Raw genomic sequence first — 23,123 nt, 5'->3', positions numbered from 1 at the left:
TTGGGACAAACAAACCTGATTAATTTGTCCCGCGTGCGGGCGTTAGGAGCGGGTTTCCATCTTGGCGTGGCACTTGGGGCAGGTGACGCGGATCTTGCCTTTGCCCTTGGGGACGGAGAGCATCTGGCCGCAGTTGGGGCACTTGAGGTATGCTGTGGTCTTGCGACCCTTCCACATCTTCTTGGCCGTGCGCTTGGCACGCTCAAAGTCTTCCTTGCTGGTACCGGCCGTGCGCGAGGCGTTGGCAGCCGCGGCGCCGCTACCCAAGCTCGCTACGAACTTGCCCAGGCCGGGGACGTTAGCGGTCGCGGCGACAAAGGCCGCGTTTTCCTTGCGACGTGCGTCGATGTTTTTGGACAGGCCGCGCAGCACGCCAATCACGATTACGGCGATGGCAATCCAGCTGAGCCACTGGATATGGGCTATCGATCCGATCATCGCGATGACGATGCCGACAAAGCCCATAACGATGGTGAGCTCATCGGCGCCATTGCGGCCCTTCATAAAGTCATTCATGCAAATTGCCTTTCGTTCGATATGCTGCACGCCTTTATACCCGATTTAGAGCAAGGGGGACAGGTCAATCTGTACCAAGGTGGTGCAAACATACCTGTCCCCGATGCACCAAGAAGGTGCAAAGCAGTCCGTCCCCAATGCCCCAATTACTTGGAGAGCTTGTCGACGACGCGTTCGATCTCGGCGAGCTTGGCGGCCTTGAGGTCTTCGTCGCCCGATTCGATTGCCGAAGTCACGCAGCCCTCGATATGCGCCTTGAGCACGTCGGCGTTGATGCGCGCAATGAGCGCCTGCGTTGCCATGAGCTGCGTGGAAATATCGACGCAGTAACGGTCCTCATCGACCATCCGCAAGATGCCGTCGATCTGGCCGCGTGCCGTCTTGAGCATGCGGGTTACCGATTTGTGGTCTGCCATCATGGCGGGTCCTCGTTTCTGGTCGGGGGGGGGGGTACCTGCGGGTCGTTACGCGGCGGTCACCGAAAGGGCGTGGAACTTCTCACCCGCGGCCTCGACAGCGGCGGCGAGCTGCTCGGCGGTCACGGTGTCGGCGCACTCCACCTGGACGGTCTGAGTCTCGTGATCGGCATCGGCGTCGGTCACGCCGGCAACGTTGAGCAACGCCGTCTCGACGGTGGCGTCGCAGTGGCCGCACATGAGGCCGGAAGTCTTGATTGTGTATCGCATCGGTATTCCTCTCTGTTGTGTCGGCTTTCCCAGACACCCGACCTTGACCTTCAAGCCGTCGCTCGCGTACCAAAGTACGCGTCGCTCCTCTTTCAGGTCAATCTCTGGCACCTGGAAAACCCGTTCTAAATGGACGTAATAGTGAGCCTATTTTGCCACTTTAGGCTTAAAGGTTCGCAGGCGCAGAGCATTGCTTACGACGCACACGCTCGACAGGCTCATGGCCGCGGCGCCAAACATCGGCGAGAGCTGCCATCCGGTGAGCGGGAAGAACACGCCCGCCGCCAGCGGAATGCCGATGCCGTTGTAGAACAGTGCCCAGAACAGGTCCTGCTTGATGTTGCGGATCGTGGCGCGTGAAAGCTCGATGGCTCGGGCGACGTCCATGAGGTCGCTGCGCATGAGTACCACGTCGGCGCCCTCCTTGGCGATGTCGGCGCCGGTGCCGATAGCAAGGCCCACGTCGGCGCGCGCCAGGGCGGGGGAGTCGTTGATGCCGTCGCCCACCATGGCGACCTTGCCGCCCGCATCCTGCAGTTCGCGCACGTGGCGTTCCTTGTCGGCGGGGAGGACGTCGGCGATGACCTGCTCGCTGCTCAGTCCCACGCGGCGGGCGATGGCCTCGGCCGTCACGCGGTTGTCGCCAGTGAGCATGCGCACATCGACGCCGAGCTTGCGGAGCGCGGCGATGGCCTCGGCGCTCGTCTCCTTGACCTCATCAGCCACGGCGATGGTGCCGACAAGCTCGCCGTTCTTGGCAAAGAACAGCGGCGTCTTGCCCTCGGCGGCAAATTGCTCGGCAAGGCCGGCGGGCACCTTCGCGCCCAGCTCGACCATCAGGCGCACGTTGCCGGCAGCGATGACGTTTTGTCCCTCGCGCGCCGTAACGCCTCGTCCAGGCACGGCGGCAAAGTCCTCGACCGTGCGCGCCACGATTCCGCGCGACTCGCACTCGGCCATGATCGCCTCGGCCAGCGGGTGCTCGCTCGAGCGCTCCAGCGCGGCAGCGAGCTTCAGTAACGCCTTTTCACTCATAGCGGGCGAGCCGTCGGCGCGCGCGACAACCACAATGTCGGTCACGGCCGGCTTGCCGCGGGTGACCGTGCCCGTCTTATCGAGCACCACGGTGCCCACGCTGCGCAGGTTCTCCAGCGCCTCAGCGCTCTTAAACAGAATGCCCATCTCGGCGCCCTTGCCGGTGCCCACCATAATGGCGACGGGCGTGGCCAGGCCGAGCGCGCACGGACAACTGATCACCAGCACGGCGACAGCGGAAGTGAGCGCCTCGTTGATGCTTCCGGTCAGCACCATCCACGCCACAAAAGTTACGGCAGAGATTACAAACACCACGGGCACGAACACGCCGGCGACTTTGTCGGCCATGCGGGCGATGGGCGCCTTGGTGGTGTTGGCGTCCTCGACGAGCTGGATAATCTTGGCGAGCGACGTGTCGGCGCCCACACGCGTGGCGCGGAAGGTAAACGAGCCCGTGCGGTTGACCGTGGCCGCGTTGACGGTGGCACCGGCGGTCTTTTCCACGGGGATGGACTCGCCGGTGAGCGCACTCTCGTCCACGGCCGAGCTGCCCTCGAGCACCACGCCATCGACGGGGATGGACTCTCCGGGGCGTACGCGCAGGACCTGGCCGGGAAGGATGCTGTCGACGTCGACGGTGGTCTCGGTGCCGTCCTCTGCCACGACGGTCGCGCTCTTGGGCGCCAGGTCGATGAGCGCCTCGATGGCGCCGCCGGTCTTGGATTTGCTGCGTGTCTCGAGGTATTTGCCCACGGTGACGAGCGACAGGATCGTGCCCGCACTCTCAAAATACAGGTTGCCCATGCTCGTCATCATGGCCTCGTGGATTTGCCCGGCGGCCAGCTGGTCGGCCATGATAAACATGGCATAGAACGACCAGGCGACGGAAGCGGTGGCGCCCACGGCAATAAGGGCGTCCATGGTGGGCGCGCCGTGCGCGAGCGATTTAAACCCGTTGATAAAGTACGCGTCGTTGACATAGACGATGGGGATAAGCAGGACGAGCTCGGTGAGGGCGAGCGTCATGCTGTGGGTATGGTCGGTGAAAATGCCGGGCAGCGGCCAGCCAAGCATGTGCCCCATGCCTATGTAGAACAGTGGGATGAGGAATACGATCGAGACGATGAGACGAGTGCGCATGGCAGAGGCGGCGGCCTCCAGTTTTTTGGTGGGCGACTCCATATGGGCGGCGCCGGACCTGGCTTGCGTACTGCCGCTTTGGGCGGCGTCGGTGCCCGTGCTGACGGGTGAGGCCGAGTAGCCAGCACGATCGACGGCGGTGCAGATGTCGTCGGGGGTGACCTGCGCGGGGTCATAGTCGACCATCATGGAGCCGGCGAGCAGATTGACCGCGACGCTCTCGACGCCATCGAGCTTGCTCACGGCACGGTCCACGTGCGCCTGGCAGGCGGCGCATGTCATGCCGCCCACGTCGAACTTATCTTGAGCCATGGTTTCTCCTTTCTGTGACGTAGTGTCGGAAATGTTAACCAACCGATACTATACACCCATACCCCCTGGGGGTGTCCAGTAATAGTTGGAATGTATGACTTTTCATTACAGATGAGGGTGGCTGCTCAATCGGTGGCCGTCTCTGCCAAACATCTCAATCTGTAACGTCTGGACCGGTTTTTGAACCATAGCTGTTACAGATTTAGACAAACATTTCAACCGAAAACTAACGTCTCGATCTGTAACAACTAGACCCCGTTTTACCGAGTATTTGTTACAGATCAAGACAAACAGTTGGCAGGAAACTCAATGTCTTAATCTGTAACATCTAGACTGGTTTTTTGGGTTCTAACTGTTACAGATCGAGACAGACTGTCCGCGGTCAACTCAAATGTCTTAATCTGTAACATCTAGAGAGGTTTTTAACCCCTTACTGTTACAGATTGAGATGTTGTCTCGCGGGGTTGAGGTTTGTCTCGTTCTGTAACATCTAGACCTGTATCTGCCGAGCTAGTGTTACAGATTGAGACAATTGCCGGGGAGGGGTCCCGTCACGGCAAGACGCCCGCCGCCTAGATGCAGAATCCGGGAATCACGCAGGTTCGCTTGTTGGGCTTGCTTGCAGGCGTTGCGTACGTAAAGACGTCGCCGTCGCGTCCCACGCGATTCATATAGAGTGTGCCTTCGCTCTCCGATGTGTCGGGGCTCACCGTGCGCTCCCACCAGCAGGTGTCCTTGCCCTTCCACTGGCGGACCATCGTCTCGTTCGTGGAATACGGGCTCACCTTGAGCTCGCGGAAGAGTTGGTACTCCTTGCCCTCGCCGTTATAGATGTCGGCCAGGTAGTGAAAGTCCTCGGTAAATGACTCGGGTGGCTGATTGCCGCACAGCTCGACCATGGCGGGCAGCCAAAGGGTTGCGGGCAACTTGCTCAGACACGATGCACTTCTGGCGGCGCCAATGTTATTCGAGATCTTTTTGACAGATTTGATGAGTGCGCGCAACTCGTTGGGCAGCAGCTTAAGGCCGTCGCCATCGAGCCATTCCCGCAGTTCGCAATCTGCCCAGCCGGCGCTCAACGGTTGGGCCGCGGCGTCGCGCTCGGCAATACCCGCATCGAACATAAACGTCAGTCCGGCCTTGCCCGTTCCGTCCAAAAGCTCGTCGTGGCGGATGCCCACGAGTTGTGCGCCGACCTCCAGCCCGTTGGTGAGCATGACGCGCTTGGTGCATGGATAGGGGATATGACCGTCATCGTCGAGCAGATGATAGTGCTTGGCGATCTCGCGTGCCTCACTACGGGTCTCGGCGGCCTTAATCTTGAGCGAAATCTCCTGCAGCTGATCCCAGGTGTAGTCGCCAAGCGTACCGCGGATGCCGTCCAGGTAGTCGGGGATGCCGAAGCCATGGGTTGCCGCCCCGATAACGCCGAGCCCCGCAACGGCCGCGACAACGCCACCGATAATAAAGCGGCGGCGGGTCATGGCATCGTGCCGGGCCTGCTCCAGGATCCCTCGCGCGCGCTCGCCGGCGACGTCGACCTTAAGGTGCGTGCCAGAATCGATATCAATCGCGGCCTCGTCTCCTGCGCCTTCGCGGCCTTCGGATTCGGAATCGGTGAGGTATGCCGAGAGCACCTCGAGCATCTGCTGCTCGGTGGGACGATCGCACTGCTCGACTGAGATGCCTTTCATGATGATCTGGACAAGCGCTTTGTCGCCCTCACGTCGCGGCTCGAGCGGTGCTGGCTTGGTCTTGGTCTTTATGAGGTAGAACGAGCCGGTTGCCGCGGCACCCGTCGACTCAACATCGAACGGCTTGCGACCGCTGTAGAGCTGGTACAGAATGCCCGAAAGCGCGTAGACGTCGATGGCGGGCGAACGGCGAAGGGCCGCGATGCCTTCGATATCCTGCGTGAGCATCTCGGGTGCGGCGTATGCGGGCGTGGCAAAGCGCCAGATGTCGGCGCGCCGGGTGATCGTGTCGTCGCCGAGGGCCACGGTCGCGGAGCCCATGTCGATGAGACAGGGGTCAAAGGAGCAATCGACGATCTGTTGCTCGAGCGTTCGACTGGTGGTGCGGAACATGATATTAGCGGGCGACAGGTCGCGATGGACGACCGGATTTACGAGTCCCTGGGTCATCAGGAGTGCGCGAAGCACGGCGTTTCCGACGGCGGCCACCATCTGGGTGGTTAGCCCGCCCGAGGCATCGTGCGGAAGCAAAGGCAGCGCCTGCTTGAGTGAGGTTCCCTCGACCCACTCCATGAGGATGAGCGGGTCGTCCTCGCATGAACCGTAGCCATAGACGCGCGGAAATCCGCGCAGGTGCGAGACGGTACACAGATGACGGTACTCCTCGAACAGCGCGGCGGTGTTAGCCAGGTGCGCAGCCGCTTGCTCGGCGGAGCGATCGGGCGTCTGGTCGGAAAGGACGGCGTTGTCCTTGAGTAGCTTGACGGCAAAGACCTCGCCGCTCGTGTTGGTCGCGCGCAGCACGTGCCCGATGTTGCCGTTGTCGCGGTGGGCCGTCTGGAGAATAAGCGTCATAAACCGACGCTTGGCGTCGTCCTCGGCGCTGGGGTCGACCGCCACGGCGGTGTCGAACGTGTCAAGACGGATGAGTTTGTCGCCATAGGCGCTATCGGTAGTATCCATGGCGTTCCTTTGTCTGGCATGGGTTGCCGCGCGTATACGTGGGCAGTGCGGATATCGGTAAAATACCATGATAGCCGCACTACCCACGTATACCGTTGAGTATTGTCGTTTACGACGCAGAAGGTGGAAGACGAAAGACGGACGGCGACCGTCTTTCGATCGCCGTCCGCGCTAGTCCACGATGACAAGGAATGTCGTGTAGAGACCCAGATGGAGCCTGTCGCTGTTTTCGATTTCCACCGGGGGATAGACTTTGCCGGGCTCTCGTTGGTCGCGGGGCGGCTCAATCACAATATCGCCGTCGCCCGCGCCCGATTCGAGCACTGTGCCGTTGGTCGATCCAAGGCCCTGGGCGTACCAGTGCCCACCCTCGAGCCAAATGCGGAGATGCTCACGCGATGCATCAGCGCCTACATCGGTGATGCTGGGCGAGGTTTTGGGCAAAGAACCAATCACGGTGCCGCGCGGATCGCGTGTGAGGGGATGGATTTGCATGTCGACGCAGTTGTCGGCATGTGTCCTGAGCAGACCGAGGTTGGGGGCGACGGCGCGCGGCTGCTCCAGGCTGCTCATAAAGCCACGCCCGACGGTAGTTTCGGTGGTGCCAAAGTGCCCGCCCGTCTTGCTGTTGCAAAAGCGCTCGACGGTGGCCACGCCCTGAACGGGATCGGCGAGCGCTCCCGTTGCCACAAAGAGCATAAGGTAAAGCGTACTCTTCTCGCGCACGGCATTGCCGTCAAAGTTGTCGATGTGATTGAGGGCATTTGCATATAGGCGGCTGTCCAGCTTGTAGCTGGCGAGAGCCGACATCATTTCGTTGGCGGCCGGGCCGCGATAGTGCTCGGCGATTGCCTGATAGGCGGACTCGCCGCCGCCGAGCTTGCTGCAGATTGCCGCGGAAAGATTGAGCGTGGTGACGGCAAAGTCGCTGTAGATGGCGGGCGCGCACTGGTCAGGCTCGCGATGGACGATGTAACGGGTGAGATACGAGCGGTTGGAAGAGCATTTCTCGAGCAGGGTACTGCCGAGATAAGAGTTTCCATTGATGAGCATTCGGGCGATCTCGAGATGTTTAAGACCGCCGAACGAGCGAATATCGTTATAGAGGACCGAGCAAGGCGTCTCTGCTGCCACGGATACCTCCTTTGATTGCTTCCTAGCCAATATGGCGATAGGAATTAATGGCCCCCGGTGGGCGACGTATTAAATGGCTGCGCAATATATAGCGTAACCAAAGCAACATTATAGGCCACATGTTCGAAATTGCAGGAAGACTGAGAGATTTGGTTTGGACTGGACGGAAATCCCCCTCTGTCTTGTTCTGTAACATTTAGGGCCGGTTTTGCTTCGCAGCCGTTACAGATTGAGACAATCAGCCGGGCCCGCCGCGTCCGCCTCGTCATCTGTGGTTTACGTGGGGGCATGCGAAGCACGGGTATACTAACCCGCGGCGAATCTGCTCCATCGCTTAGTGCTGCTGCGTCTGGACGGCGCGTGATAGGGCTGCCAAAGCGATCGCCAGCGTGCTGAGCAACGTCCTCTCTGTGCGCACCCGTTTTTGTATGTATTAGCGCACTACCAAGCACGCCCGCGCGGCCGCATGCCGTGCCCATTGCGCGTGCAGATAAGGAACAACAACATATGCGTAATTCTGTATCCGACGTCACCGACGCCGAGATTCTGGACGAGACCCGCGAGGCCATGACCCAGGCTGCCTTCGATGCTGCCGATGAGGCCAATGCCGCCCAAGCCGTCGAGTCCGCTACCGAGAGCCTGCCCGCCTTTGACGAGCTGGGGCTTTCGGACGAGATGCTCCGTGCTATCGAGAATCTGGGCTACACGGCGCCCACGCCCGTTCAGGCCGGCTCCATCCCCGTGGTACTCGAGGGTCGCGACCTGCTTGCCGCCGCCCAGACCGGCACCGGCAAGACGGCCGCCTTCTTGCTGCCGACCATGAACAACCTGGAGCACATCGCTCCTCCCAAACCCGTACGCGAGCGCGGCGGCCGCAACCGTCGTCGCGGCGCCAAGAAGCCCGAGGGCAACGGCCGCGGTCCCGTGATGCTCGTCATCACTCCCACGCGCGAGCTTGCCCAGCAGATCGACGAGGTCGCGAGCAAGATCGCCGACGTCACCGGCCACGTTGCCGTGACCGTCGTGGGTGGCGTGAGCTACAAGCCGCAGACCGCTGCCCTCAAGTACGGCTGCGACATCCTGGTCGCAACGCCGGGCCGTCTGGTCGATCTGATCGAGCAGGGAGCCTGCCATCTGAACGAGGTCAAGGTGCTGGTGCTCGACGAGGCCGATCGCATGCTCGATATGGGCTTTTTGCCCGCCGTTCGCCGTATTGTGCGCGAGACGCCGGCCGAGCGACAGACGCTGCTGTTCTCGGCCACGCTCGACGAGGAGGCCGTGGGCGAGATCACCGACCTGGTGAGCGACCCGGCCCGCGTGGAGATCGCGCCTGCCACGTCGACCGCCGACACTGTCGACCAGTTTGTGTTCCCGGTGTCCATCGAGGCCAAGAACAACCTGCTGCCCGAGTTCCTCAAGAAGGAGGGCCCGGAGCGCACCATCGTCTTTATGCGCACCAAGCACCGCGCCGACAGCTGCTGCCGTCGCCTCGAGCGCAAGGGCATCAAGGCCGCCGCGATTCACGGCAACCGCAGCCAGGCCCAGCGCGAGCGCGCGCTTTCTGCCTTCCGCGACGGCACCGTCGACGTGCTGGTGGCAACCGATGTTCTCGCCCGCGGCATCGACATTAGCGACGTGCGCTACGTCGTGAACTTTGACGTGCCGGCCGAGCCGACCGACTATATCCACCGCATTGGCCGTACGGGCCGCGCCGGCGAGCTGGGCTGGGCCATTACGTTTGTGACCGAGCAGGACGTCGACGAGTTCTACGAGATTGAGAAGCTCATGGACAAGACGGCCGATATTTACGAAGCGGGCGACCTGCACGTGGGTCCCAACCCGCCCGCCGTTGACCCCGAGCGCGATCCTGCCGCCTTTAAGGTGAAGAAGAAGACCAAGCGCGGCAAGTCCAAGAGCAAGAAGAAACTCGAGCAAGCGCGTCGCGACGGCAAGCGCAACGGCGACGATTACGGCGACGTGGCTGGTCGTTCCAACCGCGGTCGCGACGAGCGCCGCGGCGACGGCGAGCGTCCGAGCCGTCCCAAGCGCGGCGGCAAGACCCGCGTGCGCGAGGGCGTTCAGGCTCGCGTGGACGAGGCTGTGGAGAGCGTGGCCCGCGAGGTGGCTGCCGAGGAGCGCGGCGGTGCTGCCGCCGTCGAGCAGGCCCCGCGCGGTAACCGTGCCGAGCGTCGTGCCAAGCAGTTCCAGGGCGAGGCGCATCGCCGTCGCCGCGAGGACGAGGACCGCGGTGGCCGTCGTCGTGTCGAGCGCGAGGACGAGGGCCGTGGCTCGCGTGGCGGCAAGCGCGGCTCGGGCGACCGTCGTCGTTCCGGTCGCGATGACGAGCGCAGTGGCCGAGACGAGCGTCGCGGCGGCGAGGGCGCTCGTGGTAACGGCGGCCGCGGCGGTGCTGGTCGTTCTAACGAGTCGCGCGATCGTCGTGACCCGCGTGCCAGCCGCGATCGTCGCGATGACTGGCGCAACTACGACGATACCCGCGAAGAGCGTCGCGGCGGCTACCGTGGTGGTCGCGGCGGCAACCAGGCCGGTTCCCGTGGCGGTCGTGCCGGCGGTCGCGATAACCGTGGCAGCTATGGCAATAGTCGTGGTGGCAAGCGCGGTAGCAGCTCCCGTCGCCCCGGTGACGGCGGCGGCAAGCGCAAATAACGCACGCATCGCCCGCTAGAGCGAGGTGAACCAAGGGCCCCGAGCAACTACGCTCGGGGCCCTTTTTGTTTGCCGTATCCGATCGCTAGTTCAAATGTGATTTCCTCGGGAATGCATCTAGAGGATGCCGTGGGCCTGTTTCCTACCATGCGGCAATGGGTCCCATGGGGTGCGCCGTGCATTTTTTGGAGTATTCTGCAGTTCGAGTTGTCTGCATATGATTTGACGTCGCCAACGGTGGCCTTCGGATATCCCTAGCGAGCGTTCTGAGTCAGATTTCGTCGTTTTCCGGAGCAGGGGCGCGTCATTCTCGCCATGTCGGGACTTAAAAGGATGCGGCGCCCTACAGTTTTGCCCATCCGCGGCGGTGCTGGCGCGGTCACGTTGCAGAATACTCCGTTTTTTGCACGGGCCAGGATGGGGTACCTCAGGAGAACGCGGCGGTATCCCGTAAATATATACAATCTGTACCGTAATTTATACAAAACGAAGAGGCAGACAGCGTAGGGTGGGTGCATTGGGGTGCCTGGCGCACCGAAACGGGGAGCTCTCCCCATGCGCCGTATACTCTGTCTGAATGTGAAAACGGCTTGACGCGTTGCCAGGCGTAGGGAGAGGGTGCCTCGATGAGCGTATTCGAAATTGTGTTTAGTCCGACGGGTGGAACGCGGAAGGTGTCTGGCCTTGTGGCCGGGGCGCTGGACAATAATACCGTTACCGTCGATCTGACCGATAGCGGGCTAGATCTCAGCGCTGTCTCGATGACTGAGGACGACGTGGCCGTAATCTCTGTGCCGGCGTATGCCGGTAGAATTCCGGCTGTGGTGGCTGACCGGTTGGGCATGGTGCGCGGCAACGGGGCTCGGGCTGTTTTGGTTTGTGTATACGGAAACCGCGCGTTTGAGGACACGCTCGTAGAGCTGGAGGACGTTGCGAAGCATGCGGGATTCCGGGTAATCGCGGCAGTTGCAGCCATTGCAGAACATTCCATTGCGCGACAGTTTGCTGCCGGTCGTCCGGATGTGCAGGATGCGGCGCAGCTCGCAGAGTTTGCGCAGCAAATTCAGCAAAAGCTGTTGGCTGAGGATACATCCGAGCCCTCTATTCCCGGCAATCGTCCTTACAAACAAGCCAGAGGTCACCGCATGGCACCTGAGGCAACAGAGGATTGCGTCTCCTGCGGTGCATGCGCCGCGGCGTGCCCCGTTTGTGCTATCGACAAGGGTGACCCCAAACGAGCAGCTGGCGAGGCGTGCATCTCCTGCATGCGCTGCATTGCCGTATGCCCGCGAGGCGCTCGTAAGCTTGATCCCAACAAGCTATCCGCTGTTTCCCAGATGCTGAGCAAGGTTTGCGTCGTGCGGAAGGAATGCGAGCTCTTTGTCTAGCGCATACGAAATTGGTGCAATGGGGCCAGGTTAATCTGCACCAACCTGGTGCAAACAAACCTGTCCCCAATGCACCAGAGTGAGGAGTGTCCCCGAGTGCCGGCAGAAAAGGAACGTCCCCAAGTGCTGCCTAAATACCGTTTATCGAAGAAAAAATACCGCTCACCGGTCATAATGACTATTCTGGCTTTGGGCTTGTCTAAAATAACTCCCGTAAAAAGAAATGCGGAAGGTTACCGAGTCCCTCGGACGTGGGCCTAACCAAAGTCTTTGAACGAGTGTGTCTCTATGGATGCATTCGCTTGATTTTGGTTGGGCTATATTTATGAAGGGACATGCCACCATGGGTTTCTTTTCTCGCCTGATGGGCGGTTCGGATGAGCAGAAGACTGCAGCTTCCGAGTTCGAAATCCTCGCTCCCGTTTCCGGCGAGCTTGTTCATCTAGAAAATACCAATGACCCCGCTTTTAGCAGCCGTGCCGTGGGCGATGGCGTTGCCGTGGTTCCCCAAGAGGGAACGGTGTGCGCTCCTGTTTCCGGCACCGTCGCGGCGTTGTTTCCGACTGAGCACGCGCTGGGCATCATGTCCGACGACAGCTCTGCTCAGGTGATGCTGCATATCGGAATCGACACTGTTAAACTTGAGGGCAAGGGCTTCCATGCGCTTGTTGCCCAGGGTGACCATGTCGACGCGGGCCAGCCCCTCGTCGAGGTCGATTTCGACGCGGTCCGCGCCGCCGGCTTCGATCCCACGGTCTTCGTTATCGTGTGCGAGCGTTCGGAGAACTCGACTCTTCGTGAGCACGCTTCCGGCCCTGTTGCTGTTAAAGAGCCTGTCGTCTGGCTTTCCGAGTAAATTCTTGTGGTGGGTACCGTGGTTATCAAGCGAGTTTTCAACAACAACGTCGCAATGGTCACTTCGGACGATGGCTCCGAGCTCATTGTCATCGGTCGAGGCCTCTGCTTTGGCCGTCATGCCGGCGACGCTATCGATGAAGCATCGGTCGAAAAGACCTATGCGCTGCAGGAGGGCACTTCTCAGGATTCGCGTACGATTGACCGCTTGGCACATCTTTTGGAGTCCATCCCCACCGTCAACCTCGTGATTGCCGAGGACATTGTTCAGATGCTCCGTCGAGAGCTCAATGTTGATATCAACGACAAGATTCTCATTGCTCTCGCAGACCATATCAGTCTTGCTTTGGAGCGCGAGCGTAAGGGCGTCCCCTGCGAGAATCCGTTGCTGCTCGAGATCCAGCAGTTCTATCGCAAGGAGTATGCGCTTGCGGGCCGTGCGCTGCAGATTATCAAGGAGTATATGGGCATCCAGATGAGCGAAGAAGAGCAGGGTTTTATTACGCTGCATATCGTCAACGCCACCATGCCGCAGCGCTCTGACCGTCTGATTGTTTCGGTCCAGCTTGTTCGCGACGTGCTCGCGATTGTTTCCGAGCACTATGCCACGACCCTTGACGTCACCTCGTTGCCGTACGAGCGTTTCGTTCGCCATCTGCAGTTTTTTGCGCAGCGGGCGCTCGATCCCGCGGCGGGGCAGGTCAATGGCGACGCGCTGTTCCGTATCGATGAAACGGCGTATCCGAGGGCGTTCTCGTGTGCGGAGTCAATTGCCGACCACTTAGCGTCTACCTATAACGTTGTCGTTACCGATGCCGAGAAGAGTTATCTCGCATATCACATTGTTAACCTGCTTGGAGAACCTGGTCTCTAGGCATAACGTGCCCACACATCGATTGATATAAGGCAAGGCTCACGGTCTTGTCCAGGGCACATCTGTCTTAATTTGCGGAAAAGGAAGGGGAGTACCGCTATGACCGCAAAAAAGAAGTTCAATTTCAAAGCGCCGTTGGAGGTGTTCGCGAAGTCAATCGTTCAGCCGATGATGTATCTCTCGGTTGCCGGCATTCTGCTCATCGTGGGCATTATTCTGACCAACAAGACCATCTGCGCCGTGATCCCTGTGCTGGGCTCCGGTCCGTTCCAGCTTGTGGGCGCCGTTGTCTATCAGTCGCTGATGTTTATCATCAACAACCTCTCGATTCTGTTCTGCGTGGGCATCGCCGGCGCCATGGCAAAGAAGAACAAGGGCCATGCTTCGCTGATCGCCCTGATGTCGTTCTTCCTGTTCCTGCAGGCTAACAACATCGTGCTCAACGCCACCGGCTCTCTTGCCGAAGCGAGCGGCATGCTCGGCCTTACCGGAACCGGCCAGAGCACCGTTATGGGCATTCAGGTGCTCGATACCGGCGTGTTTGGCGGCATCATTCTTGGTTGCATCACCGGTGCCGTGTTCAACAAGTACTCGAACAAGCAGTTCCCCATTGCCCTTTCGATGTTCTCGGGCGTTCGTTTTCCGTTCCTGATCATGATCATCATTTCCTGGATCATGGGTGCTGGCTTCTGCATCGTTTGGCCTCCGGTTCAGGGTGCCATCTCCTCCGTTGCCGGCATCATTAAGGAGTCGGGCAACATCGGTCTGTTTATCTACGGCATGCTCAACAAGCTGCTCGTTCCTACCGGTCTGCATCACCTCATCTACACCCCGTTCCAGTTCTCCGATGTGGGCGGCACCCTGACGCTGGGCGATCAGGTTATCGCCGGCGCCTATCCCATCCGTGTCGCCGAGATGGCAATGACGGGCCAGCCCTTCTCCGATAGCACCTACTTCAACAGCTACACCTTCAACAACCTGTGGCCCTACATCGGTATCGGTCTCGCCTTTATCTTCACCGCTTACAAGGGGAACAAGGATAAGACCAAGGCCGTTATCATCCCGCTGATCATCACCGCCGTGCTCTCCTGTGTCACCGAGCCCATGGACTTCCTCTTTGTCTTTGCCGCTCCCGTGCTCTTTGTCGTTCACTCGGTTCTTTCCGGTATCTTCCTGGTCCTGCTCAAGGTCCTCTCCGTGCCCGCTTCGACTGCAGGCGGCATCATCAACATCGTGGTCTCCAACCTGGTCCTCGGTGTCGATAAGACCAACTGGCCGGTTATGCTGGTGCTTGGAGTCGTCAACGCCGCTCTGTACTTCTTCCTCTTCACCTTCCTTATTAAGAAGCTCAACCTCCACACGCCTGGTCGCGAGGAAGAGTCCGAGCTCGCCGAGTCCGTTGCCGAGGGCGAGGCCGCCGCGTCTGTCGCGGTGAAGCAGGGCGCTGTTGCCGCGGCTCCCGCAGAGGGCGTCGATGCAGGCATCGCCGACCTGGTCGCAGGTCTTGGTGGCAAGGACAACATCGAGGAGCTCGAGAACTGCTTTACGCGTCTCCGCGTGAACGTTAAGAACCCGGACCTCATCAATGAGGACCTCATCAACCACGTGCCCAACAGCGGCATCAACCGCAACGGCAATAATATCCAGATCATCTTTGGCATGAAGGTCGCCGAGATGCGTGACAAGGTCGAAAACGCAATTGAGAAGGAGCAGTAAACAATGATCATTACTCTGTGTGGTGGCGGATCCACCTTTACCCCCGGCATCGTCAAATCCATCGCCCTGCGCAAGGACGAGCTCGACGTTGACGAGATTCGTCTGTACGACATCAACGAGGAGCGCCAGCGCAAGATCGGCGTGCTCGTGGACTGGATTTTGCACGAGGACCTCGGCCTGGACATCAAGCTCATGGTGACCACCGACAAGGAGACTGCCTTTACGGACGCGAGCTTCGTGTTTGCCCAGATGCGCGTGGGCGGCTATGCCATGCGCGAGCAGGACGAGAAGATTCCGCTGCGTCACGGCTGCGTGGGCCAGGAGACCTGCGGCTGCGGCGGCCTTGCCTACGGCATGCGCACCATCTTCCCCATGGTCGAGCTGATCGATGACGTTGAGAAGTACGCTAAGAAGGACTACTGGATTCTCAACTACTCCAACCCTGCTGCCATCGTGTCCGAGGGCTGCCGCGTGCTGCGTCCCAACGCTCGCATCATCAACATCTGCGACATGCCGATCGCGATCATCGACGTGGTTTGCGCCGCACTCGATATCGACAAGAAGGATGTCGAGTACGATTACTTTGGCCTCAACCACTTTGGTTGGTTCACCTCGATCCGCCACAAGGGCGAGGAGGTGCTCCCGCAGCTGCGCGAGTACATCAAGGAGCATGAGATTCTGCTGCCCGACTCCTACCTCAAGGGCATGGGCTCGCTCATGGCAAAGAAGCCCGAGGAGGCCACTGACGAGCACCCCGAGCAGAACCGCCACACCAAGGGCAGCTGGTACTACGTCTGGAAGGGCGAGTACGAGATCATGGAGTGCTTCCCGGAGTACCTGCCCAACACGTATCTGAACTACTACCTGCAGCAGAAGGAGTTCGTCGAGCATTCCAACCCCGAGCGCACCCGTGCTAACGAGGTTGAGGAGACGCGTGAGAAGAACCTCTTCGACGGCATCGACCACTACGAGAAGACGGGCGAGATCGACGAGAGCACGTTCTATGCGGGCAGCCACGGCGACTGGATTGCCGATTTGGCTATCGCTCTGAAGAACGACACCAAGCAGCGCTTCCTGGTCATTTGCGAGAACAAGGGCGCTATCCCCAACATGCCCTACGACGCTATGGTCGAGCTGCCTGCCTACATTGGCAAGAATGGCCCCGAGGTCATCAGCCGCGACAACATTCCTCTGTTCCAGCAGGGCCTCATGATGCAGCAGCTGAACTCCGAGAAGCTCGTGGTCGAGGCTACGATCGAGGGTTCTTACGAGAAGGCGCTCAAGGCCTTTACGCTGAACAAGACCGTGCCTTCGATGAAGGTCGCCAAGGAGGTTCTCGACGACATGATCGAGGCCAACAAGGGTTACTGGCCCGAGCTTAAGTAAAAGCAACAGGGTCGCTGGCCGCATACCTGGAGCAATGCCCCGTCCACGTGATTGCGTGGGCGGGGCATTGTCATTTGGTAACGCGTTTTACCAAATATGGCATTTATCTGCGGTAATGTTCTATTTCACCGCCGAGGGTGACATTTCATACCGCCTGCCGAACTGCGTGGAGACCTAACAACTTTTTAGGTCAGTGTTGTGCGTGTAGCAACTTCGCCCGGCCTCGCCTCCGGGCTGCCATGTGAGAGGGGATCTTATGGCTCGACTGCACGTAATGGAACGCAGCCACGCTCAGGCCGTCATGGACGACCTGCACGATGCGCTCGGACGTCGTCTGGCGGTGAGTTCGCTCGCCCCGTGCCCCGTTGAGTTTACGGCAGCGCTCGTCAATCTGTGCTCCACCCAGAGCTGCGGCAAGTGCACGCCCTGCCGCGTGGGCCTGAGCGCGCTGAGCGACCTGCTCGCCGATGTGCTCGAAGGGCGCGCCGATGAGTCCACGCTCAACTTGATTGAGCGCACCGCCCGCACCATCTATCTTTCGAGCGATTGCGCCATCGGCTACGAAGCTGGCGCCATGGCACTCACGGCCATTCGCGGCTTCCGCGACGATTTTGAGCATCACATCCGCGAGCGCTCCTGCGGCTTTGACCGCGAGGCCCGCGTCCCGTGCGTTTCGGGCTGCCCGGCGCACGTCGACATTCCCGGGTACATTTCGCTGGTCGAGGCCGGCCGCTATGCCGACGCCGTCAAGGTCATCCGCAAGAACAATCCGCTGCCGCTCGTCTGCGGCCTGGTGTGCGAGCATCCCTGCGAGATGCACTGCCGCCGTGGCATGGTCGACGACCCCATGAACATCCTCGCCCTCAAGCGTTTTGCCGTCGAGCACGGTGAGCTCAACGACCACAAGCCGCATGTAGTGGACAATACCGGCAAGCGCGTCGCCGTGATCGGCGGCGGCCCGGCCGGCCTTTCCTGCGCCTACTACCTGGCCGTGATGGGCCATAAGGTGACCATCTTTGAGCAGCGCCACCACCTGGGCGGCATGCTGCGCTATGGCATCCCCAGCTATCGTCTGCCGCGCGAGCGCCTGCAGGCCGAGATCGACTGGATTTTGAGCGCCGGCATCGACGTTGAGCTCGATCACTCCGTCAACGGCGAGGAGCTTGCCCGCCTGCGCGACGAGTTCGATGTCGTCTACCTGGCCATTGGCGCCCACAGCGATAAGAAGCTCGGCCTTCCGGGCGAAGAGGCGCCCGGCGTGGAGTCGGCCGTCAAGATGCTGCGCGCCATCGGTGACGACGAGCTGCCCGACCTGAGCGGCCAGCGCGTGTGCGTCATCGGCGGCGGCAACGTGGCCATGGACGTGGCGCGCTCTGCCGTGCGCTGCGGTGCCGAAAAGGTGAGCATTGTCTACCGCCGCCGCATCTGCGATATGACGGCTCAGGACGCCGAGATTGCCGGTGCCCAGGCCGAGGGCTGCGAGGTTCTGGAGCTGACGGCGCCGCTCGCCATCGAGACGGGCGAGGACGGTCGCGTGAGCGGCCTGCGCGTGCAGCCGCAGATTATCGGCGAGCCCCGTCGCGGTCGTCCGGCCCCGCGTGCCGCCGCCACGCCCGAGCGCGTCATTCCCTGCGAGCGCGTGTTCGTGGCCATTGGCCAGGACATCGATTCCAAGCCGTTTGAGGACATGGGCATCGTCTGCAAGTGGGGTCGCGTCGTCACCGATTCGGATGGCGCCGTGCCCAACTTCGACGGCCTCTTTAGCGGCGGCGACTGCCAGACCGGTCCCGCCACCGTCATCCGGGCCATCAACGCCGGCCGCGTTGCTTCGGCAAATATCGACCGCTACCTGGGCTTCGACCACAAGATCAAGCTCGACGTTGAGCTGCCGACCGTGCAGTTTAAGGGCAAGCACGAGTGCGGCCGCTGCGAGCTGGGCGAGCGCGAGGCCGGCGAGCGCATCCGCGATTGGAATCTGGTCGAGCAGGGCCTTACCGAGGAAGAGGCACGCCAGGAGGCAAGCCGCTGCCTGCGTTGCGACCACTTTGGCTTTGGCGCGTTCCGCGGAGGGAGGAACCTGGAATTGTAGAGCCCAACAAAACCACTGTCAGCGACAACACCGAAAGCGGAGCACTCAACATGGTCAAGCTCACGATCGATAACTGCGAGGTCGTGGTGCCCGAGCACACCACGATCCTGGATGCGGCCAAGTCCGTCGGCATCCAGATTCCCACCCTGTGCTATCTGCGCGATCTGAACGAGATCGGCGGCTGCCGTGTGTGCGTGGTCGAGGTTGAGGGCTGCGACCAGCTGGTTGCCGCCTGCAACAACTACGTACTCGACGGCATGGTGGTCCACACCAACAGCCCCAAGGCCCGCGAGGCGCGTCGCACCAACGTGCAGCTGCTGCTGTCCCAGCACGACTCGCGCTGTACGAGCTGCGTGCGCAGTGGTAACTGCAACCTGCAGACCATCGCCAACGACCTGGGCATCTTCTATCTGCCGTACGAGCAGCACCTGGCGCGCGAGGGCTGGGACTTCGACTTTCCCATCATCCGCGACAACGACAAGTGCATCAAATGTATGCGCTGCATCAAGGTGTGCGAGAGCGTGCAGGGCTTAGGGATTTGGGACCTGACCAACCGCGCCACGCATACCGCCGTGGGCACCCGCGGGCGTGCGCCGATCGGCAAGACCGATTGCGTCGCGTGCGGTCAATGCATCACGCATTGCCCGACAGGCGCGCTGCGCGAGCGCGATGACACCGAGGCCGTGTTCGACGCTCTCGCTGATCCCGACAAGATCGTGTTGGTGCAGATCGCGCCGGCCGTGCGTAGCGCTTGGGGCGAGGAGCTCGGCATTCCGCGCGAGGAGGCCACCGTCGAGCGCCTGGCCTGCGCACTGCGCCGTGTGGGCTTTGAGTACGTGTTCGATACTGATTTCTCGGCCGACCTCACCATTATGGAGGAGGGCTCCGAGCTGCTCGAGCGCCTGGGTAAGGCCGCCAAGGGCGAGGGCGACAGCCGCGGCTGGCCCATGTTCACGAGCTGCTGCCCGGGCTGGGTACGCTTTGTGAAGGCGCGCTATCCGGAGTTTGTTGACAGCCTGTCCACGTCCAAGTCGCCGCAGCAGATGTTTGGCGCTGTCGCCAAGACTTATTACGCCAAGGTTCTGGGCGTGGAGCCCGAGCGCCTGTTTGTGGTGTCCGTGATGCCGTGCACGGCCAAAAAGGCCGAGTGTGCGCTGTCGAGCATGGTGGGCGAGGACGGCGCGCCCGACGTGGACGTTGCGCTGACGGTGCGCGAGATGGTACGCATGATCCGCGCAAGCCACGTGAGCGTCGGCACGCTGGTCGAGGAGCCGCTCGATACGCCGCTGGGCTTTGGCACGGGCGCGGGTGTGATCTTTGGCGCCACGGGCGGCGTGATGGAGGCCGCCGTGCGCTCGGCATATTACCTGGTGACGGGCGAGAACCCCGACGCCGACTTCTTTACCGACGTGCGCGGCCTGGACGGCTGGAAGGAAGCCGTGGCCGATATCGATGGCACCAAGGTGCGCGTCGCCGTGGCACACGGGCTGGGAAACGCTGCCCGTCTGCTCGACGCGATTCGCGACGGCCGCGTGAGTTATGACTTCGTTGAGGTTATGGCATGCCCGGGCGGCTGCGTCGGTGGCGGCGGTCAGCCCATCCATGACGGCTGTGAGCTGGCAGCCGAGCGCGGCCAGGTACTGTGGGGCCTCGATGCGAACGCCAAGATTCGCTTCTCGCACGAGAATCCCGATGTCCAGGCGTGCTATCGCGAGTTCTTGGGTGCGCCGCTGTCGCCTCTGGCCGAGGGATTGCTGCATACCGACCATCACGCATGGACGATGCCTAACGAGGGGACGTGCTAGCGATGCGCGCGTTTGATTTTGAAATGTCGCGCCGGGGATTTGCCTCGGCGCTTGCCGCGGGCGCGTTGTCGCTTGCGCTGGTTGGCTGTGGCGGCGGAGCTGCGGGGGCGAGGTCTTCTGCGGGTTCGGCTGCTGGGTCTGCGGCGAGTGGCGCTGCCGCTGAGTCGGTCGAGGTGCGCGTTGCCTCGCTCAAGGGACCGACGTCGATCGGTCTGGTGCAGTTTATGGACCAGGCTGCCGATGGCGAGACGGACAATGAGTTCGACTTTGCGATCAGCGCCGCGGCCGACGAGATTGTGCCCAAGGTCATTCAGGGCGATATCGACATTGCCCTGGTGCCGGCCAACTTGGCGAGCGTGCTCTACAACAAGACCGAGGGTGCGGTGCAGGTCATCGACATCAACACGCTGGGCGTGCTGAACGTTGTGACGGGCGACGCAGGCGTGGCCTCGTTTGGCGATCTGGCGGGTCGTACCGTCTACATGACGGGCAAGGGCACCACGCCGGAGTACGTCATGAACTACCTGCTGGAGCGCGCGGGCCTGACCGGTCAAGTGACGCTCGAGTTTAAGAGCGAACCCACCGAGGTGCTGTCGGCCCTGCTTGCCGACCCGTCCGCCGTGGGCGTGCTGCCGGAGCCATTCAAGACCGCTGCCATCGCCAAGAGCGAGGGCAAGCTGTCGGCACCGGTGAGCCTGACCGATGTGTGGGACGAGCTCGCGGGTGACACGGGCTCCCGTTTGCTGACGGGCGTGACCGTGGTGCGCCGTGCCTTTGCCGAGGAGCATCCCGAGGCCGTTGCGGAGTTCTTGAGCTGCCATGCGGCGAGCGTTAAGGCTGTCAATGCGGCGCCGGCAGACTGGGCGCAGGCCGTGGTCGATGCCGGCATCGTGGACAACGCCAAGATCGCCGAGAAGGCGATTCCCGGGTGCATGCTTGTCTGCCAGACGGGCAAGGATATGAAGGCGGCGCTCTGTGGGTACCTGCAGGTGCTGGCCGATGCGGACGCGAGCGCCGTGGGCGGTAAGCTCCCGGCCGATGATTTCTACTACATGGAGTAGCCCGTGCGTGCGTTTGCTCGACAAATGACAGAGCGTATGAAGGCGGTGTCGGCAGCAGGTGCCGTCGCCGCCTTTTGGCTTGCTGTGTGGGTGCTGGTGGCGGCGCTGGTGGCGCAGCCGCTGATTTTGCCGGGGCCGGGTGCTGTTGCCTTGGCGCTGCTGCGCCTGATATGCGATGCCGGCACGTGGGCGATTCTGGCGGGCTCGGGCGCGCGGATACTGGGCGGGCTGGCGCTTGCCGCGGTATGCGGCGGTTTGTTGGCCGGGATTTCTGTACGGTCGCGGGCGTTTGCCCGCTTGGTGGCGCCGGCGCTTTCGTTTGTTAAGGCGACGCCGGTTGCCTGCGTGGTGGTCCTGCTGCTTATTTGGTTGGGGTCGGCACGTGTGAGCATCGCGGCGGTCTTTTTGATGGCGCTGCCGGGCGTATATTTCTCACTGGTCGAAGGCTTGTCGCAGGTGGATAAGCCACTGGAGCAGATGTTCCGTCTGCATGGCGTGCGCGGCTGGCGACTGTTTTGCGCCCATACCTGGCGCGAAGTCCTGCCGTTTGTGCTTTCGTGTGCGCGTGCCGTGATCGGCATGAGCTGGAAGGCCGGTGTGGCAGCCGAGCTGATCGGCATGGCGGTGGGCACCGTGGGTGAGCGCATCTATCAGGCGAAGCTTTTGATTGAGACGGCTGATCTGCTGGCGTGGACCGTGCTGGTCGTTGCCGCCTCATGGGCGTGCGAGCGCGTGCTGGTGTGGCTGCTGCGGGTTTCGGGGCCCGTGGCGTGGGGTGCGGCCGTGCGGGCGCATGGGCATGGGCTGCGCGGGCGTGCGAGGGCTGCGGGCGATGGCGCTGCAGCGGAGCTTGCGCTTGCCGTGGGCGATCGCGCGCCCTGGGCGCCGGCGCTCGACGGGCTGGTGCTCAACGTGCCCGCGGGTGGGCGTATCTGTGTGATGGGCGCCTCGGGTGCGGGTAAGTCGACGCTCCTTGCCCTTGCGGCAGGGGAGTGCGCACCGTGCTCGATGGTGTTTCAGGATGCACGCTTGGTCGAGTCCGCCTCGGCGCTGGATAACGTGCTGGTGTGCGCCGATGCACGCGTGGACGCCTCGAGTGCTGCGGCCCTGTTGCGCTTGCTGGTGCCGGGGGTCGATGTGCATGCTCGCGTGGCCGAGCTTTCGGGCGGGCAGCGCCGTCGTGTCGAGATCGCTCGAGCCCTGCTGTGTCCGGGCGGCGCGGTGATTCTTGACGAGCCCTTTACCGGTTTAGATACCGCTGCGCGCGACGCATGCGCCGAGGTCGTGCTCGACTTGCTCGACGGCCGCATGCTCCTGCTTGCCACGCACGATGTCGCCGACGCTCAGGCCCTCGATATCTCGGATATCATCACGCTCTAAATACTAACTCAGCAACAAAATGATCCGTTTTCCTTCGTCCCCATGGGGTCGGGTGTGGTATTCTATCTGCGGGGTAATACTTAGGAATACCAAGTAATACCAACGCCGTAGAAACAAACTCCAGATGCGGGCCAATCGGGTTGCCTTCACAGCCCGTCGCCCAGCCGCGTGGCCCGCATCTATCCGCACTACCGTCGTTTCAAAAAGGAAGCGCCATGGCAGAACACATGACCCCCGTAGTCGCGAAGGTCTTGCCCGAGGAGAAGGCAGCCTTCGCGGCGGCAACCCAGCTCGTGGGCACCACGCCGTCCAACGCCATCCGCATGTTTATCGCCGCGTTCAATCGCTGCGGCACCTTCCCGTTTGACATCTCGCCCAACGGGGCTTTTGGCACTGCGCCCGATTCTCATCAATAATGACTG

General features: G+C 61.5%; 17 protein-coding genes. 11 read left to right on the top strand and 6 right to left on the bottom strand.

All coding sequences use genetic code 11. The features are described 5' to 3' along the window. Positions 1 to 42: 42 nt before the first annotated feature. The 6 genes from DW925_RS02215 to DW925_RS02190 form a co-directional block, all read right to left on the bottom strand. Positions 43 to 516, bottom strand: a complete 474-nt coding sequence (locus DW925_RS02215) for a hypothetical protein (protein WP_117716904.1) — start codon at positions 514 to 516, stop codon at positions 43 to 45. A gap of 146 nt (positions 517 to 662) precedes the next feature. Further along, entirely contained in the window at positions 663 to 935 is a 273-nt protein-coding gene (locus DW925_RS02210; protein ID WP_055285698.1) for a metal-sensing transcriptional repressor, read from the bottom strand. Positions 936 to 980: 45 nt separating this feature from the next. After that, complete coding sequence (locus DW925_RS02205) at positions 981 to 1,202, bottom strand: heavy-metal-associated domain-containing protein (protein ID WP_055310331.1); 222 nt, start codon at positions 1,200 to 1,202, stop codon at positions 981 to 983. A gap of 147 nt (positions 1,203 to 1,349) precedes the next feature. After that, entirely contained in the window at positions 1,350 to 3,689 is a 2,340-nt protein-coding gene (locus DW925_RS02200; RefSeq protein ID WP_117790259.1) for a cation-translocating P-type ATPase, read from the bottom strand. Positions 3,690 to 4,261: 572 nt separating this feature from the next. Beyond that, complete coding sequence (locus DW925_RS02195; RefSeq protein WP_158565727.1) at positions 4,262 to 6,346, bottom strand: DUF6273 domain-containing protein; 2,085 nt, start codon at positions 6,344 to 6,346, stop codon at positions 4,262 to 4,264. 171 nt (positions 6,347 to 6,517) lie between these two features. Then, positions 6,518 to 7,480 (bottom strand): FHA domain-containing protein, encoded by a 963-nt coding sequence (locus DW925_RS02190; protein ID WP_117790257.1) that lies wholly within the window; start codon positions 7,478 to 7,480, stop codon positions 6,518 to 6,520. 507 nt (positions 7,481 to 7,987) lie between these two features. Here DW925_RS02190 and DW925_RS02185 point away from each other — a divergent pair. From DW925_RS02185 to DW925_RS02135, 11 genes are all read left to right on the top strand, one after another. Beyond that, complete coding sequence (locus tag DW925_RS02185; protein ID WP_117790256.1) at positions 7,988 to 10,147, top strand: DEAD/DEAH box helicase; 2,160 nt, start codon at positions 7,988 to 7,990, stop codon at positions 10,145 to 10,147. Between the two features lie 626 nt (positions 10,148 to 10,773). Beyond that, positions 10,774 to 11,535, top strand: a complete 762-nt coding sequence (locus DW925_RS02180; protein WP_117583954.1) for an EFR1 family ferrodoxin — start codon at positions 10,774 to 10,776, stop codon at positions 11,533 to 11,535. A 343-nt stretch (positions 11,536 to 11,878) separates the two neighbouring features. Further along, positions 11,879 to 12,391 (top strand): PTS glucose transporter subunit IIA, encoded by a 513-nt coding sequence (locus DW925_RS02175; protein WP_158549076.1) that lies wholly within the window; start codon positions 11,879 to 11,881, stop codon positions 12,389 to 12,391. Positions 12,392 to 12,409: 18 nt separating this feature from the next. After that, the gene (locus DW925_RS02170; protein ID WP_117629598.1) at positions 12,410 to 13,264 is read left to right on the top strand and encodes a PRD domain-containing protein; all 855 of its coding nucleotides are present in this window, start codon (positions 12,410 to 12,412) and stop codon (positions 13,262 to 13,264) included. 99 nt (positions 13,265 to 13,363) lie between these two features. Further along, positions 13,364 to 14,980 (top strand): PTS transporter subunit EIIC, encoded by a 1,617-nt coding sequence (locus DW925_RS02165; RefSeq protein ID WP_117790255.1) that lies wholly within the window; start codon positions 13,364 to 13,366, stop codon positions 14,978 to 14,980. 3 nt (positions 14,981 to 14,983) lie between these two features. Beyond that, positions 14,984 to 16,366: a 6-phospho-alpha-glucosidase gene (locus tag DW925_RS02160; protein WP_117629575.1), complete on the top strand. Its 1,383-nt coding sequence runs from the start codon at positions 14,984 to 14,986 to the stop codon at positions 16,364 to 16,366. Between the two features lie 256 nt (positions 16,367 to 16,622). Beyond that, on the top strand, positions 16,623 to 18,455 hold the full coding sequence (locus tag DW925_RS02155) for an NAD(P)-binding protein (protein ID WP_117790254.1): 1,833 nt from the start codon (positions 16,623 to 16,625) through the stop codon (positions 18,453 to 18,455). A gap of 50 nt (positions 18,456 to 18,505) precedes the next feature. Further along, on the top strand, positions 18,506 to 20,260 hold the full coding sequence (locus DW925_RS02150) for a [FeFe] hydrogenase, group A (protein ID WP_117584000.1): 1,755 nt from the start codon (positions 18,506 to 18,508) through the stop codon (positions 20,258 to 20,260). A gap of 2 nt (positions 20,261 to 20,262) precedes the next feature. After that, entirely contained in the window at positions 20,263 to 21,321 is a 1,059-nt protein-coding gene (locus DW925_RS02145) for an ABC transporter substrate-binding protein (protein WP_117629576.1), read from the top strand. A gap of 36 nt (positions 21,322 to 21,357) precedes the next feature. Further along, positions 21,358 to 22,701, top strand: coding sequence for an ATP-binding cassette domain-containing protein (locus DW925_RS02140; protein WP_158565726.1), 1,344 nt, complete (start codon positions 21,358 to 21,360; stop codon positions 22,699 to 22,701). A gap of 215 nt (positions 22,702 to 22,916) precedes the next feature. Continuing rightward, entirely contained in the window at positions 22,917 to 23,117 is a 201-nt protein-coding gene (locus tag DW925_RS02135; protein ID WP_117583961.1) for a hypothetical protein, read from the top strand. The last annotated feature ends 6 nt before the right edge of the window (positions 23,118 to 23,123 follow it).

The sequence above is a fragment of the Collinsella sp. AM43-1 genome, from assembly GCF_003467925.1.
GTDB lineage: Bacteria > Actinomycetota > Coriobacteriia > Coriobacteriales > Coriobacteriaceae > Collinsella.
The sequence above is the reverse complement of the archived record's forward strand: the minus strand, read 5'-3'. Positions and strand labels throughout refer to the sequence as shown.

Bases quoted from the DNA above. Each gene is read 5' to 3' on its own strand.
- DW925_RS02215 (WP_117716904.1), bottom strand. From the start codon at position 516: ATGAATGACTTTATGAAGGGCCGCAATGGCGCCGATGAGCTCACCATC.
- DW925_RS02210 (WP_055285698.1), bottom strand. From the start codon at position 935: ATGATGGCAGACCACAAATCGGTAACCCGCATGCTCAAGACGGCACGC.
- DW925_RS02205 (WP_055310331.1), bottom strand. From the start codon at position 1,202: ATGCGATACACAATCAAGACTTCCGGCCTCATGTGCGGCCACTGCGAC.
- DW925_RS02200 (WP_117790259.1), bottom strand. From the start codon at position 3,689: ATGGCTCAAGATAAGTTCGACGTGGGCGGCATGACATGCGCCGCCTGC.
- DW925_RS02195 (WP_158565727.1), bottom strand. From the start codon at position 6,346: ATGGATACTACCGATAGCGCCTATGGCGACAAACTCATCCGTCTTGAC.
- DW925_RS02185 (WP_117790256.1), top strand. From the start codon at position 7,988: ATGCGTAATTCTGTATCCGACGTCACCGACGCCGAGATTCTGGACGAG.
- DW925_RS02180 (WP_117583954.1), top strand. From the start codon at position 10,774: ATGAGCGTATTCGAAATTGTGTTTAGTCCGACGGGTGGAACGCGGAAG.
- DW925_RS02175 (WP_158549076.1), top strand. From the start codon at position 11,879: ATGGGTTTCTTTTCTCGCCTGATGGGCGGTTCGGATGAGCAGAAGACT.
- DW925_RS02165 (WP_117790255.1), top strand. From the start codon at position 13,364: ATGACCGCAAAAAAGAAGTTCAATTTCAAAGCGCCGTTGGAGGTGTTC.
- DW925_RS02160 (WP_117629575.1), top strand. From the start codon at position 14,984: ATGATCATTACTCTGTGTGGTGGCGGATCCACCTTTACCCCCGGCATC.
- DW925_RS02155 (WP_117790254.1), top strand. From the start codon at position 16,623: ATGGCTCGACTGCACGTAATGGAACGCAGCCACGCTCAGGCCGTCATG.
- DW925_RS02150 (WP_117584000.1), top strand. From the start codon at position 18,506: ATGGTCAAGCTCACGATCGATAACTGCGAGGTCGTGGTGCCCGAGCAC.
- DW925_RS02145 (WP_117629576.1), top strand. From the start codon at position 20,263: ATGCGCGCGTTTGATTTTGAAATGTCGCGCCGGGGATTTGCCTCGGCG.
- DW925_RS02140 (WP_158565726.1), top strand. From the start codon at position 21,358: ATGAAGGCGGTGTCGGCAGCAGGTGCCGTCGCCGCCTTTTGGCTTGCT.
- DW925_RS02135 (WP_117583961.1), top strand. From the start codon at position 22,917: ATGGCAGAACACATGACCCCCGTAGTCGCGAAGGTCTTGCCCGAGGAG.